Source organism: Bradyrhizobium altum (genome assembly GCF_020889705.1).
GTDB lineage: Bacteria > Pseudomonadota > Alphaproteobacteria > Rhizobiales > Xanthobacteraceae > Bradyrhizobium > Bradyrhizobium altum.
This window is the reverse complement of sequence record NZ_JACMYP010000234.1, coordinates 1-13918: the sequence shown is the minus strand read 5'-3', so window position 1 is coordinate 13918 and position 13918 is coordinate 1. Positions and strand designations below refer to the sequence as shown.

Sequence of the window (13918 nt, the reverse complement as noted above, 5' to 3'; positions counted from 1 at the left end):
CCTCAGCGCGGCCGAGCAGCGCGCGTCCCTCGCGCAGCAGCACAGAGCCGTCCTCGGTCAACGACACCGCGCGCGTGGTGCGCGCGAACAGCCGCACCCCGAGATCCTCCTCCAGCAGCTTGATGTGGCGGCCGAGCGCCGACGGCATCATCTGCAGGCGCTGCGCGGCACGGCCGAAATGCAGTTCCTCGGCAGCGGCCACGAAGCAGCGAAGCTGGTGCAGTTCCAAGATGTATTTCCCTCTCACCCTCCGTCATTGCGAGCCACCGGGTCGCGCGAACGCGCGCCCGATGACAGGCTCCGCGAAGTAATCCATTGCCACCCCATATGTGGAAGGATGGATTGCTTCGTCGCTTCGCTCCTCGCAATGACGGGCGACGGCAGCGATTATATCATTTTTTTGTATAAACCGGCGCGGATTGAATCGGAAGGGCGCGCGCCTCTAGGCTTCCCAATGGCGCGGCAAAAATGCGCCGTCCCAACCAACAAGACGAACCCTGAGGAAGCCCATGGAAAGCGAGCTTGGCACGCGCGTGTTGCGCAAGATCTCACTGCGCATCGTGCCGTTCATCATGCTGCTGTACTTCGTGGCCTTCATCGACCGCGTCAATATCGGCTTCGCTTCGCTGACCATGAACAAGGACATCGGCCTGTCGCCGACGGTCTATGGCTTCGGCGCCGGTATCTTCTTCTGGGGCTACTTCCTGTTCGAGGTGCCCTCCAACATCATCCTGCACAAGATCGGCGCGCGGATCTGGATCGCGCGGGTGATGATCACCTGGGGCCTGGTCTCGGCGGCGATGGCGCTGGTGCAGGGCGCGACCAGCTTCTACGTGCTGCGCTTCCTGCTCGGCGCCGCGGAAGCCGGCTTCTTTCCCGGCATCATCCTCTACCTCTCCTACTGGTTCCCGGCGCGGCAGCGCGCCGCCGTCACCGCGCTGTTCATGGCCGCCGCGCCGCTCTCGACCGTGCTCGGCTCGCCGGTGTCGGGCGCGCTGCTGGAGATGGACGGTCTGTTCGGCTTCAAGGGCTGGCAATGGCTGTTCGTACTGGAGGCCGTGCCCGCCGTGCTGCTCGGCTTCGTCGTGCTCGGCTTCCTGACCGACCGTCCGGAGCAGGCCAGATGGCTTGCCGACGACGAACGCGCCTGGCTGGTCAATACCATGAAGGCGGAGAACGACGGCAAGGCCGCCACCGCGAGCCACAGCATCTGGCGCGGGCTCGCCGATCCGCGCGTGCTGGCGCTGGCGCTGGTCTATTTCGGCACCTCGGCCGGGCTCTATACACTTGGCGTTTGGGCGCCGCAGATCATCAAGGCGTTCGGCCTGTCGTCGCTGCAGGTCGGCTTCCTCAACGCGGTGCCGGCAACCATCGCCGTGATCGCGATGATCCTGTGGGCGCGGCATTCCGACCGCACCGGCGAACGCACCTGGCACGTCGTGATCGCCTGCCTGATCGCGGCCGCAGGACTTGCGCTTGCCGGGCTATGGACCGGCCTTGCCGCCGTGATCGCGGCGCTGACCTTGGTCAATATCGGCATCTCCTCGTCGAAGCCGCCGCTGTGGAGCATGCCGACCATGTTTCTATCAGGCTCGGCCGCCGCGGCCGGGATCGCCACCATCAACTCGATCGGCAATCTCGGCGGTTTCGTTGGCCCGGCAATGATCGGCTGGATCAAGGAACGCACCGGCAGTTTCGAGGGCGGTCTCTATTTCGTCGCTGGCCTCCTGGTGCTGTCAGCAGTGCTCACGCTGCTGCTGTCGCGCGCGCAAGGCGCGCCGGCGCCGGCCGAACCGCAACCCAATCCCGTGCGAACCCGCTAACCACATATCGGAGAGAACCCATGCGTACCCATTCCATCGCCGCCATCCCCGCCGACGGCATCGGCCCCGAAGTGATCTCCGCGGGTGTCCGCGTGCTGGAGGCGCTGGCGAAGCGCAGCGGCGATCTTAGCTTCAACGTCAAAACCTTCGACTGGGGCTCGGACTATTACAAGAAGCACGGCGTGATGATGCCGGCCGACGGGTTGGCCGATCTGAAAAACTTCGACGCGATCTATTTCGGCGCGGTCGGCGCGCCCGACGTGCCCGATCACATCACACTGTGGGGCCTGCGACTGCCGATCTGTCAGGGCTTTGACCAATACGCCAATGTGCGGCCGACCAAAATCCTGCCCGGCGTCGCCTCCCCGCTGCGCAATGTCGGCGTCGGCGATCTCGACTGGGTGATCGTGCGTGAGAACTCCGAAGGCGAATATGCCGGGATGGGCGGCCGCGCCCACAGGGGCCTGCCGGAAGAGGTCGGCACCGAAGTCGCAGTCTTCACCCGGGTCGGCGTGACGCGGATCATGCGCTACGCGTTCCAACTCGCACAGTCGCGGCCGCGCAAATTCCTCACCGTGGTGACCAAGTCGAACGCGCAGCGCCACGGCATGGTGATGTGGGACGAGATCGCCGCCGAAGTGGCCAAGGAATTCCCCGATGTCACCTGGGACAAGATGCTGGTCGACGCCATGACGGTGCGGATGACGCTCCATCCGAAGAGCCTCGACACCATCGTGGCGACCAACCTGCATGCCGACATTCTCTCGGATCTCGCAGGCGCGCTGGCCGGCAGCCTCGGCGTCGCGCCGACCGGCAATATCGACCCGCAGCGCCGCTTCCCCTCGATGTTCGAGCCGATCCACGGCTCGGCCTTCGACATCACCGGCAAGGGCATCGCAAATCCGGTCGCGACCTTCTGGACCGGCGCGCAGATGCTGGAGCATCTCGGCGAAAAGGACGCCGCCGCGCGCCTGATGGCCGCGGTCGAGAAGGTGTGCGCGGCCGGCGTGCTGACGCCCGACGTCGGCGGCAAGGCGACGACCAAGGAAGTGACCGACGCCGTGATCGACGCGATCCATGGATCGAATGTGTGAGGGGGCGTTAGCGAGCCGCGAACTCCGTCCGCCTCTCCCGCTTGCGGGGGAGGCCGGATGGCATCGCAGATGCGATCCGAGTGGGGGTTCTCTTCACAATCCGACTCGCGGTGAGAGCCCCCACCCCACCCTCCCCCGCAAGCGGGAGAGGGAGCCAGCCAAGCGTGCTCACCTGACAAGGGAGTTGGTGCGCCTGCTTCCGATACCGCAACCGGGGAACGAACCGTGCTACCCGATCTGACCAGACGACACTTCATGACCGCTGGAGGACTATCGATCATGGCCGCGATGACGGGGATACAGCCGGCGGGGGCCGCGCCATGGCGCGATGAGATCCGCGCCATCGCGTTCGACGTCCAGGGGACGTGCGTCGACTTCTATCAGCCGATCCTGCGTGCGGGGCAGGCCGTCAACGCCGCGAAGGGGCTTGCGCTCGACTGGGCCAGGCTCTCGAGCGAATGGCGCGATCTTTATCGTGCCGCGCTTGACGACGTGATCGGGGGCAAACGCTCGTGGATTCGGGTCGACCGCATTTATCGCGAGGCGCTGGATGTGCTGCTCGATCGCCACGGCCTCTCGGAGGCCTTCTCGATCGACGAGCGCGACGAATTGAACACGGTGTGGAGCAAGCTCGACGCATGGCCCGACAGCGTCGAAGGCCTTGCGCGCCTGCGCAGCCGGTTCGTGACCTCGACCTTGTCGAATGCCGGCATGGCCGCGGTGGTGGCGGTGGTCAAGCACGCCAAGCTGCCGTTCGACGCCGTGCTGACCGCGGAGCTTGCACGCAGCTACAAGCCGTCACCGGCGGTGTATCAGCTCGCCGTCGACTATCTCGGTTATCCCGCCGACAGGATCATGATGGTCGCCTGCCACAAATACGACCTGAAGGCGGCCCGCGCCTTCGGCATGCGCACCGCGTTCGTCGCCCGTCCGCTGGAATTCGGGCCGGCGGCGAAGGTCGACGTGGCGCCGGAATCCTGGATCGACCTCCACGCGGACAGCTTTACGCAACTCGCCGACATGCTCGTGCCGGCGTAACGACGCGAGGGGCCACTTTTCCGGATCATGCTCCAGGCGCACCAGCCTCGGCGCAATTGGTCAGCCGCGCCGGCACGCCGACCGCGGTGCAGCCCGCCGGCACATCCGACGTCACCAGCGCGCCGGCGCGACCTTGGCGAAATCACCGACAGAGAGGTTTCCGATCAGCGTTGCGCCGGCGCTGAGCAGCACGCCGCGGCCGATCCTCGGGGCATGGCGCGGGTCGTTCTGATGCCGCGCGATGGTGACGTTCTGCAGGATCGTGACCTCGTCGCCGACCGAAGCCAACGCGCCGATGATGATGCCGGTGCCGTGATCGAGGAAAACCGCCGTGCCGATCCGGGCCGACGGGTGAATGCTGATCTGCAACTGGTCCGCCGCCGCACTGTGCATCAACAGCGCAAGATCGGGACGATCGTGGCGCCACAGCCAGTTCGTCACGCGCCAGGCTTGCAGCGCGACGTAGCCCTTGAAGTTGAGGAGCGGCTGCAGCAAGCCCGTGATCGCAGGGTCGCGGCGCACGATGGCTATGAGATCGATGGCCGCGGCATCGACCAGCGCGGGCTCGGCCGCGAACGCCTCGCGGGCGGTCCGCATGAACTGCGCGCGATCGGCCTCGGCGCGACCGATGCGCCGGCCGATCAGGAAGGCGAGCGCGCCGCCGAGATCGCCCTGATCGAGGATGAAGGCAGCCGACGCCTCGAGAAAGCGATCGGCGACAACGGCAGCTTCCGCCTCGCGCCGGATCGCAAGCCAGAGATCGGCAGGGCTCGCCGTCGCAAATGCCGCCATCGCTTCACCTCATCGCCCCGACTCCGACGATAGAGTGGGCATGGCAGCCGCACAATGCAAACCGCCCGCTTGCTTGTCGCAAACGGGCGGCTCGGGCCATCAGGTGCTATGGGGGCACATCGCCTGAAGGCTCAGTGCTTGCCTCGCGGGATCAGCTCTGCGGCGGCTGATCGTTCGGCGGGGTCGGACGGGTCTTGTGCTGCGCCATGAAGGCGTCGAACTCTTCCTTGTCCTTGGCGTGGCGCAGGCGATCGAGGAAGTTCTTGAACTCGACCTGCTCTTCCTCGAGCCGGCGCAGCGTGTCCTGGCGGTACTCGTCGAAGGCGCGGTTGCCGCTGGTGGGCGGGCCAAAGCCGCCGAACGGGAAGCCGCGGCGCTCCATGCGGCTCTTCATCCGCTCCATCTTGTCCTGCATGCGCTCCATCTTGTTCGCCCAACGATCCTGATCGTAGTGACTCCAACAGGCCATTTTTCTGCTCCCGAGTGTGAAAAAGAGAAGGGCGAGGCCGATCGGCCACCAGATCATGAAGCCGAGGATGATCCCGGCGATCTTCAGGGGATGCCACGGCGTCGCGTAGAAGTGTGGACGGTAGGGCTCTTCGACGGGGCCGCGCCAGCGATTGACATCTGCGGTGTAGGCCATTTCCTTCTCCATCACGGCAATCACGCCGTTGTGAATGTAAATAACATTTACATAGATAGCCGAGCCCTTGGGAAAGTCAAGCAGAGCAGATGACGCACCCCTCGGATTATTTTTGGCCTGGCCGTTGAACCTTATTTCGGCTTGCCCCACGGGCCGGATCTGTCGCCGGCCGGCTCTTCGTCGGCGGCCGCGGTTCCCGGCCTGCGATCGGTGAGGAAGCCAAGGCCGCGCAGATAGATCAGCACTTCGGCCTCGAGCAGATCCTCCGGCGACATCGGCAGCTTGCGCCGCGCGGCATCGCCGCGGCCGAACAGCGAGGCGACGCCGTGCGACATCGACCAGATATGCAGCGCCATCATCATCGCCGGCGGGCGCGGTGTGCCGGGCGGCGCCAGTGCAGCGAGCCGCTCGGCGGCGGCGCGGATGATCGCGAACGCCCGTTCGCTTGCCGCCATCAGGGTCGGATTGGAATCGACCGGCAGGCCGGATTCGAACATCGCGGAGTAGAACGCGGGCTCCTCACGCGCAAAGGCGAGATAGGCCTTGCCGACCCGCTCGAACGCCGAGACGGTGTCGGGGCGGCCGTCGTCCCAGGCCTGCGTCAAGAGGGACTCGAACTGCTCAAAGCCGCGCTGTGCGATGCTGGCGATCAGTTCGTCACGGTCGCGGAAGTGGCGGTAGGGCGCAGCGGGGCTGACGCCGGCCATCCGCGCGGCATCCGCGAAGGTGAAGCCGGCCGGCCCCTTCTTCGAGATCAGGTCGAGGGCTGCCTGCAGCAACGCCTCTTTGAGATTGCCGTGATGATAGCCGCGCTCGGCGCGGCCTTGGTCCTTGCGCCAGCTCATGTGAACGGCTTTTACATGAGCCGGCGGTAAAGGTCACTAGCGGCCAGGCCGGCGGTTCATCAAGATGAACGGATCAGCCGGCTGAACGCCGTCGAGGACTTCCTCGCCAAGCCGACAGGCGCATGCGTGACTAGGCAGGGACGTAGGTCAACCTGAGCGTGTTCTCGCCCAGCCGATCGCTCGCCACGAGGCGGAGCGGCGCGCGGGGGCCGGCAAAGAACGGCTTGCCGCGACCAAGCACGATAGGCCGGAGGTAGATTCGATACTCGTCAATCAGGCCGAGCCCAGTCAGGTTCCCGGCCAGCTCCGGTCCAGCGACTTCGATCTCGCCGTCGAGCCGGGCCTTCAGCCCGCGCACCGCCGCTGCGAGGTCCCCCTCGACGAGCGTCGCGTTGGGTCCGACCGACTTCAGCGAGCGCGACACGACCCACTTTGGCCGGCTCCGCCACGCTGCCGCATAGTCGCGTTCCTCCGCATCCCAGCCAGGGAGGTCTTCATCCCAATAGCGCATCACATCGTACATGCGGCGGCCGTACACCATGCCGGTCACGCCGCGCACCTGCTCGATGAAATGACGAAACAACCCGGTGTCCGGCAGCATAGCCTGATGATCGACATAGCCGTCGAGCGACTGGTTCAATCCGAAGACGAGCTTCGCCATGGCGCGACACCTCTACCCGGGGTTTTCAGATTTGCTTGGGCCGGCATGATTTGAGGGCGATGTCGGGCGGATCAATGCAGGCAGCTTGTCGGTAGATCGAACAAGCCGACGTTCGTTCCCCGGAAGGGAGCCCTCTCCCGCGGGAAGCGGGGAGAGGTACAGTGGGTTTGGCGCTCCAGCGCCCCGGGCTCTAGCGTCCCGGGATCGGCAGCACCGGCATGATCTCCACGGCCTCGCCGGGGAAGATCGAAAAGTGCGGGTGGTTCTCGAACAGCTTTGCCGCCGCCTCATGGGTGGGCGCGCGCACCACGGTGAAGCCGGTCATCAGATTGGCGATGTCGGCGGTGCCGCCGGCTCCGACATGCTTGGTCTTGCCGAGCGGCCCGCCCATCTCGACGATCACGTCGTGGTGCTTCTCGACCCAGGCGCCCCACGCGGCCATGCCCTGCTGCTCCTTCGCACGCCGTTCGGCCTCCGGCAGCGCGTTCCAGGCTGCCATGCGCGAACCGGATTTGCCGCCGCCGAGATAGACGGCAAGGAAGGTGTGGCTGCTCATCGTGCTTCTCCGTTGTGGTGGTTTGACGATCAGTTGGTGATACGATGACGCTTTGGAGCGGCATCGCGTCTCGTTTGAGATCTAGCGCAGCGCCTTGCCCCAGCCGCCCTGCGGATGCTCGAAGGTCGCGGCCGCCTGCTGCACCTCCTCGGAGAAATCCGCCATCTCCTGCACCTGGCGGATCTCGATCATCTCGTTGGCGGAGGCCGGGCACTGCTTCGCCCATGCGATCGCTTCCGCGCGCGAGGCGACCTCGATCATCCAGAAGCCGCCGATCACTTCCTTGGCCTCGGTGAACGGACCGTCGATCACTACCGGCAGGCCGGTGTCGAACTTGACGCGCGCGCCTGAGGCCGGCGGATGCAAGCCTTCCAGCGTGATCAGCACGCCGGCGTCCTTCAGCGCCTGATTGTATCGCATCATCGCGGCGACCCGTTCCGGGTCGAGCTCGATCTTGGCCGGCGCGGACTCGTAGCCGAGCGGGATCATCAGCATCATGAAACGCATTGGTCGGACTTTCTTGCTAGTTGAATCACGTGGAGTTCTCATCCCCGTCATTTCAGGAATGCGCCGTCCGAATTCGAGTTTACCCGAATTCGGCGCTCGGTATTTGTCCAAGTCGGCAACAGCCGACTTGGACGCGCAAGCCCGGAATGACGAAGTCATTACTTCCTTCCGGCCTGCGCACGCAGGCGCTCTCCCTGCTCGCGCAGCTCGGGCGTCAGCGCCTCGCCGAAATCCTCCGCGGCAAACACCTGGCGGATCTCGATCTCGGAGCCGCCGCCGAACGGCGCGCGCTTCATCCAGTCGATCGCTTCATCGAGCGACTTGGTCTCGATCAACCAGAAGCCGCAGACCAGATCGCCGGTCGGGCTGAACGGCCCGTGGCTCACGGTGCTTTGCCCATCGGCATATTTGACGCGCGCGCCCTTGTTGGTCGGATGCAGGCCCTCGCCGGCCTGCATCACGCCGGCTTTGACCATCTCCTCGTTGAACTTGCCCATCGCGGCAAGCAGCTCGGTGCTCGGCATCACGCCGGCCTCGGTATCCTTGTTCGCCTTCACGATCACCATGAACTTCATCGTCCTGCTCCGTTGTCTCTGAGCCGATCACAGCACCGGCGCTCGATTAAACGACGATGCAGAGTTTGCGATTCCGACACGGCGTTTGAAATTATTCTCGAGGTCATTGACGCACGCTCCAGGCTAGTCATCGATCGCCTGATAGGCGAGCGTCCAGAAATCGGAGAACACCGCGGGCGGCTGCGGCGAATCCATCATGCGTTGGGTCAGCAGGATTCCGGTCATCGTTTCGCGCGGGTCGGAATACCAGGAGGTGCCATAGCCGCCGTCCCAGCCGTAGCGACCCGGCACATGACAGAGATCGTCGCGCACAGTGAACACCGACAGCCCGAGACCCCAGCCGCGCGAACCGAGCAAGAACTCGGAGCCAAGTTTCTGCTCCGGCGTGATCTGGTTCGAAGTCATCAGCTCCACTGAGGGACGCGACAGAATGCGCTCGGTACCGAGCCGTCCGCCATTGAGCAACATCTGCGCGAAGGCGTTGAAATCATCCGCGGTCGACACCAGCCCGGCACCGCCGTTCTCGAACGCAGGCGGCGCCGCGTATCTGCCGGTCGCAGGTTCGTCGAACACTTTCAGCGTGCCGGTCGCAGGATCGCCGCCATAGCACGTCGCAAGCCGCGACAGCTTATGCTGCGGCACGTGGAACGCCGTGTCGCTCATGCCGAGCGGTCCAAAGATCCGCTCCTGCAGGAAGTCCGCGAACGAGGTTCCGGCAACACGCGCGATCAGGACGCCGAGGATCTGGCTCCCCGCATCGTAGAGCCAGCGTTCGCCGGGCTGATAGGCCAGCGGCAGCGTGCCGTAGCGGCGCAGCAATTCGTCCGGCGGAAACGACGGAAACACCGGCCCGGGCGCGAAGCCGGCATCCGCGATCGCCATCTGGATCGGATAGCGCGGTGGAAACACCGGGATCATGCCGAGCCCGAGACGGAGGGTCAGAAGGTCGCGCAGCGTGATCGCGCGCCTGGCCGGCACCGTGTCGTGGATCTCGGATTCGATAGTGCGCAACACACGGCGATCGGCGAGCTCGGGCAACCAGCGATCGAGGGGATCATCGAGCTTGAGCCGGCATTCCTCGACCAGGATCATCGCGGCGACCGCCGTCACCGGCTTGGTCATCGAGGCGATGCGGAAGATGGTGTCGCGCTGCATCGGCGGCCCGTCCATCGCCATGCGGCCAAGCACATCGGCATGGATCTCGCCGCGACGGCTGACCAGCGCCACGAGACCCGGAACGTCGCCACCATCGACATGGCGTGCCAGCACCTCGCGCAGGCGTCCGAGCCGTGCCTGCGACAGGCCGCTGCTTTCACTTGCAATGGACATTTTCCAGGTTTCCTTCGCAGAATTCGTGCTCGCCTGCGACGATCGCGCGAGCGATATCACCGGGGCTGCCTTATCGATCCTGCCTGACCAGTTCGCCGTCCTGATGCGACGGACCGAAATAGACGTCAATGCGCGACACCTTGTCGCCGTCGAACACGAAGAACTCGGTGTTGCGGAAGCTCTTGCCGTCGCGGGCGACGCAGCGATAGGTGACGTAGGCCTCAACGCCGTCGACCATGATGCGCTCGATCTCGTGACGGCCGATCCAGCCAGCGTCGCGCCAGCACTCGGCGAAATAGCGCGGCTTGTCGATGTTCTCGCCATAGGGCGTCGAGAAGCGGAAATCCTCCGCGAACGCGGCCTCGACGCTCGCGCGGTCATTGGCGAGATAGGCGGCGAAGATCCTGCGGATGATCTCGGCCCTGTTGGCAGCTGCAGCCATGTCGTCTCCACACAGATGTCGCCCGGGCCCCTCGGCGCGACCGGCGCTCCAGAACCCGGGCTTCAGGGAGATGACGAACGGGGCGGCGCGAAAACGACATCGCGCCGCATTTATTTTCGGGGTCCTGATCGGACCTCAGGTTCCCTTTTCAGGTTTCCTTTTCAGCCCTCCTTGGGGAACATGCCGAAATAGGGCTCGGCTTCCTTGAGGACGCGCGCGAAGGACGGCCGCGCCTTCAGCCGCTCGAGATAGGCCGCCAGATGCGGATGGCCCTCCCCGATCGGCTCGACCTTGCTGCCGTAGAACAGCGCCGGCGCGGCGGCGCAGTCGGCCAGCGAGACCTGCTCACCCATCATCCAGCCGCCATGCGCGAGCTGCTGGTCGAGGATCGCATAGGAGGTGCGGAGCTGCGCCCGCGCCTCGGCGACGCCACGCGGATCCTTGCTGTCCGCCGGACGCAGCCGGTCGCCGACGATCTTCTGCAACGGCAGATGGACGTAGAGATCAAGGAAGCGGTCGCGCAGCCGGGTCTGCAACGCAAGCTCCGGGTCGTCAGGAATCAATTTGACGGTGCCGGGATAGTGGCGGTCGAGATATTCGATGACGATGCTCGATTCGGGCACCGCCTCGCCGCGCGTTTCGTCGTAAAGGACAGGAAAGCGGCCGATCGGCGACAGCGCGAGCAGCGCCGCGCGCTCGGCGGGATCGCCGAGATTGACCATGTTCGGCGTGAACGGCGCGCCGTTCTCGTAAAGTGCGACCAGCGCCTTCCAGCAGAACGACGACAGCGGGTGGTAATGCAGTGTGAGCGACATTAGAACTCCATTGGAACCAGTGCCCCGAGGACGAAGCGGAGACCGCGCTGCCGACATCTCGTGCGGGAATTATTTTTGGCCGTCGCCCGGCGCTGAGAGCAGGCATCGACGCGACGTGCATGCGTCGAGCACCGCGAATCGAAGTGCTGGATCGATCGTTGAAGCCGTCAGCAATATCAACCTTTGTAATAGGTCTATCAGCGTTGCTAAAGTGCACGCGTTGCAATCATCTGCATCAGACCAAAGTTGTCATCGATTTTCGTCCGTAAGATTACGGTGAACATCGCATCACGACTATGGATGATAACGTGCAGATCAGAAAATTACTTCGCAAGTTGAGATAGATGCGCGCGCGCCGCACTGCATTATGCAGTCCGTGCCAAGCCACAGGCTTTACCGATGCTAAACGGCTCGCTGCAACCTTTCCGTGAGTTGCAGTGATCCGCTTTTCCCCATCCCGTTTCATTTTCGAAACTTCACGGAGCCCTGATGTTCAGTTTCAGCAACAAGGCCAAGATCGACAACGCGCTGGCGCAAGCCGCAGCGATCGGCAAGTCGCAGGCAGTGATCGAGTTCAAGCTCGACGGCACCATCGTCGACGCCAACGAGAATTTCCTGAACGCAATGGGCTACTCGCTCGACGAGATCAGGGGCAAGCACCACAGCATGTTCGTCGACGCCGCCACGCGCGACAGCCATGACTATCGCGCGTTCTGGGCGAACCTGAACCGCGGCGAATTCCAGGCCGCGCAGTACCGGCGCGTTGCCAAGGGCGGTCGCGAGATCTGGATCCAGGCCTCCTACAACCCGATCATGGACAAGAACGGCAAGCCGGTCGGCGTCGTCAAATTCGCCACCGACATCACCGCGCAGAAGATCCACAGCATGGAAGACTCCGGCAAGGTCGACGCGATCGGCCGGGCGCAGGCGGTGATCGAGTTCAACATGGACGGCACCATCGTCAACGCCAACGAGAACTTCCTCGGCGCGATGGGCTACTCACTCGCCGAGATCCAGGGCAAGCATCACAGCATGTTCATGCCGCCGGCCGACCGCGACAGCCCGGCCTATCGCGATTTCTGGGCGCGGCTGAACCGCGGCGAGCTCGCGACCGGCGAGTTCAAGCGGCTCGCCAAGGGCGGCAAGGAGATCTGGATCCTCGCAAGCTACAACCCGATCCTCGACGACCGCGGCAAGCCGTTCAAGGTCGTCAAGTTCGCGACCGACGTCACGCAGCAGAAGCTGAAGGCCGCCGACAATGACGGCCAGATCGACGCGATCGGCAAGTCGCAAGCCGTGATCGAGTTCAACATGGACGGCACGATCCGCACCGCGAATCCGAACTTCCTCGCCGCGATGGGCTATTCGCTGGCCGAAATCCAGGGCAAGCATCACAGCATGTTCGTCGAACCGGTCGAGGCGAGCTCGACGGGCTACCGTGAGTTCTGGAGCGCGCTGAACCGCGGCGAATTCCAGGCCGCCGAATACAAGCGCATCGCCAAGGGCGGCCGCGAGATCTGGATCCAGGCCTCCTACAATCCGATCCTCGATCTCAACGGCAAGCCTTACAAGGTGGTGAAATACGCCACCGACATCACCGCACAGGCGATCGGCCGCAAGAAGGCCGACAGCGCACGCGGCCTGATCGAGGCGGTCGCCGCCGGCAGCGAGGAGATGAGCGCCTCGATCCGCGAGATCTCGGAGACCATGACCAAGTCGAAGCAGAACGCCGCGGTCGCCACCGGCCGCGTCGAGGCTGCCGACGGACAGGCGCAGAAGCTCAACGCCGCAGCTCAGGCGATGAGCGGCATCGTCGAGATGATCTCGAGCATCACCGGGCAGATCAACCTGCTCGCGCTCAACGCCACGATCGAATCGGCGCGTGCGGGCGAAGCCGGACGCGGCTTCGCGGTGGTGGCCTCCGAGGTGAAGAGCCTCGCCAACCAGGCCAAGCAGGCGACCGACACGATCTCCTCTGAGATCGATGCGCTGAACTCGATCGCCGCCGAAGTGGTCACCTCGCTGTCCGAGATCAAGGCGGCGATCGCCGGCGTCAACGAATACATCACCTCCACCGCCGCCGCGGTCGAGGAGCAGAGCATCGTGACGCAGGACATGTCGACCAATATGCAGCGCGCCTCCGCCGAGCTCGCGGCGTAGCTGAACCTTCCTCCCCGTCACCCTGAGGTGCGAGCGGAGCGAGCCTCGAAGGGTGTACGGCCCGGGCTGGGGGCCGTGCATCCTTCGAGACCCCCGCTGTGCGGGCTCCTCAGGATAACGGGGAGAGAATCACCCGCGCGCGCGCCGCCACGTCGGCGCGACAACTGGCTGATGGTCGTCCAGTCCGAGCGCAGCAAAGCTTCCTTCTTCCCGCGGCCCCAACCCTTGATCTGGCGCTCTGCCGCGATGCCATCTGTAATGCGGTCGAAATGTTCGGACCAGACGAGGACAACAGCTCGCCGGTTGAACGTGTAGCCTGGATAAGCGCCGGCATTGTGCCCATCGATCCGAGGTGCAAGATCATCGCCGGTGGCACGGCCGACATAGAACGAGTTGTCAGCACAGCGAAGCATGTAGACGTAGATGCCCATCGCGATGATCATTGTCACATCTGCAGGATGAAGCAACCTACATCGTGGTCAAGAGCAGAATAGAGTAGCCGTTCTCTCATGATCCACTCAAACTTGTCCCCGTCATCCTGAGGTGCGAGCTCAGCGGCGCACTTGCGGCGCTGGGCGAGCCTCGAAGGATGCACGGCCCGGCCGGTGGCCGTGCACCCTTCGAGGCTCGCTGCGCTC

General features: G+C 64.5%; 16 protein-coding genes and 1 pseudogene. 4 read left to right on the top strand and 13 right to left on the bottom strand.

Features of this window, described 5'->3' with window-relative positions; translation table 11 throughout:
* Positions 1 to 229 (bottom strand): LysR family transcriptional regulator (locus H8B02_RS36960; protein ID WP_229170724.1); only part of this gene is annotated, 229 nt, incomplete at its 3' end.
* Positions 230 to 509: 280 nt separating this feature from the next.
* Between H8B02_RS36960 and H8B02_RS36955 the strand changes: the two genes are divergently transcribed.
* The 3 genes from H8B02_RS36955 to H8B02_RS36945 all read left to right on the top strand — a co-directional run bounded on the left by H8B02_RS36955 (position 510) and on the right by H8B02_RS36945 (position 3955).
* On the top strand, positions 510 to 1823 hold the full coding sequence (locus H8B02_RS36955; protein WP_229170723.1) for an MFS transporter: 1314 nt from the start codon (positions 510 to 512) through the stop codon (positions 1821 to 1823).
* Positions 1824 to 1843: 20 nt separating this feature from the next.
* The gene (locus tag H8B02_RS36950) at positions 1844 to 2917 is read left to right on the top strand and encodes a tartrate dehydrogenase (protein ID WP_176529077.1); all 1074 of its coding nucleotides are present in this window, start codon (positions 1844 to 1846) and stop codon (positions 2915 to 2917) included.
* A 279-nt stretch (positions 2918 to 3196) separates the two neighbouring features.
* Complete coding sequence (locus H8B02_RS36945; RefSeq protein WP_229170722.1) at positions 3197 to 3955, top strand: haloacid dehalogenase type II; 759 nt, start codon at positions 3197 to 3199, stop codon at positions 3953 to 3955.
* 111 nt (positions 3956 to 4066) lie between these two features.
* Here the strand turns inward: H8B02_RS36945 and H8B02_RS36940 are convergent, their stop codons facing one another.
* The 10 genes from H8B02_RS36940 to H8B02_RS36895 form a co-directional block, all read right to left on the bottom strand.
* Positions 4067 to 4747, bottom strand: coding sequence for a serine acetyltransferase domain-containing protein (locus H8B02_RS36940; RefSeq protein WP_312001506.1), 681 nt, complete (start codon positions 4745 to 4747; stop codon positions 4067 to 4069).
* A gap of 151 nt (positions 4748 to 4898) precedes the next feature.
* The gene (locus H8B02_RS36935) at positions 4899 to 5390 is read right to left on the bottom strand and encodes a DUF2852 domain-containing protein (protein WP_207833029.1); all 492 of its coding nucleotides are present in this window, start codon (positions 5388 to 5390) and stop codon (positions 4899 to 4901) included.
* 131 nt (positions 5391 to 5521) lie between these two features.
* On the bottom strand, positions 5522 to 6235 hold the full coding sequence (locus H8B02_RS36930; protein ID WP_229170721.1) for a TetR/AcrR family transcriptional regulator: 714 nt from the start codon (positions 6233 to 6235) through the stop codon (positions 5522 to 5524).
* A 130-nt stretch (positions 6236 to 6365) separates the two neighbouring features.
* On the bottom strand, positions 6366 to 6896 hold the full coding sequence (locus H8B02_RS36925; protein ID WP_229170720.1) for a dihydrofolate reductase family protein: 531 nt from the start codon (positions 6894 to 6896) through the stop codon (positions 6366 to 6368).
* Positions 6897 to 7086: 190 nt separating this feature from the next.
* Positions 7087 to 7452: a YciI family protein gene (locus H8B02_RS36920; protein WP_229170719.1), complete on the bottom strand. Its 366-nt coding sequence runs from the start codon at positions 7450 to 7452 to the stop codon at positions 7087 to 7089.
* An 81-nt stretch (positions 7453 to 7533) separates the two neighbouring features.
* On the bottom strand, positions 7534 to 7959 hold the full coding sequence (locus H8B02_RS36915) for a YciI family protein (RefSeq protein WP_229170718.1): 426 nt from the start codon (positions 7957 to 7959) through the stop codon (positions 7534 to 7536).
* Between the two features lie 158 nt (positions 7960 to 8117).
* Positions 8118 to 8534 (bottom strand): YciI family protein, encoded by a 417-nt coding sequence (locus tag H8B02_RS36910; protein WP_229170717.1) that lies wholly within the window; start codon positions 8532 to 8534, stop codon positions 8118 to 8120.
* Positions 8535 to 8657: 123 nt separating this feature from the next.
* Positions 8658 to 9863, bottom strand: coding sequence for a serine hydrolase domain-containing protein (locus H8B02_RS36905; RefSeq protein WP_229170716.1), 1206 nt, complete (start codon positions 9861 to 9863; stop codon positions 8658 to 8660).
* A 70-nt stretch (positions 9864 to 9933) separates the two neighbouring features.
* Positions 9934 to 10305, bottom strand: coding sequence for a nuclear transport factor 2 family protein (locus H8B02_RS36900; protein WP_229170715.1), 372 nt, complete (start codon positions 10303 to 10305; stop codon positions 9934 to 9936).
* A 161-nt stretch (positions 10306 to 10466) separates the two neighbouring features.
* Positions 10467 to 11120, bottom strand: a complete 654-nt coding sequence (locus tag H8B02_RS36895) for a glutathione S-transferase family protein (protein ID WP_229170714.1) — start codon at positions 11118 to 11120, stop codon at positions 10467 to 10469.
* Between the two features lie 489 nt (positions 11121 to 11609).
* Here H8B02_RS36895 and H8B02_RS36890 point away from each other — a divergent pair, with 489 nt between their 5' ends.
* The gene (locus H8B02_RS36890; RefSeq protein ID WP_229170713.1) at positions 11610 to 13280 is read left to right on the top strand and encodes a methyl-accepting chemotaxis protein; all 1671 of its coding nucleotides are present in this window, start codon (positions 11610 to 11612) and stop codon (positions 13278 to 13280) included.
* A gap of 140 nt (positions 13281 to 13420) precedes the next feature.
* Here the strand turns inward: H8B02_RS36890 and H8B02_RS36885 are convergent.
* A pseudogene (locus H8B02_RS36885) lies at positions 13421 to 13711 on the bottom strand (GIY-YIG nuclease family protein); the annotation flags it as partial.
* A gap of 14 nt (positions 13712 to 13725) precedes the next feature.
* Positions 13726 to 13918, bottom strand: a 193-nt coding sequence (locus tag H8B02_RS36880) for a hypothetical protein (RefSeq protein ID WP_229170712.1), incomplete at its 5' end; no start/stop codon positions are given.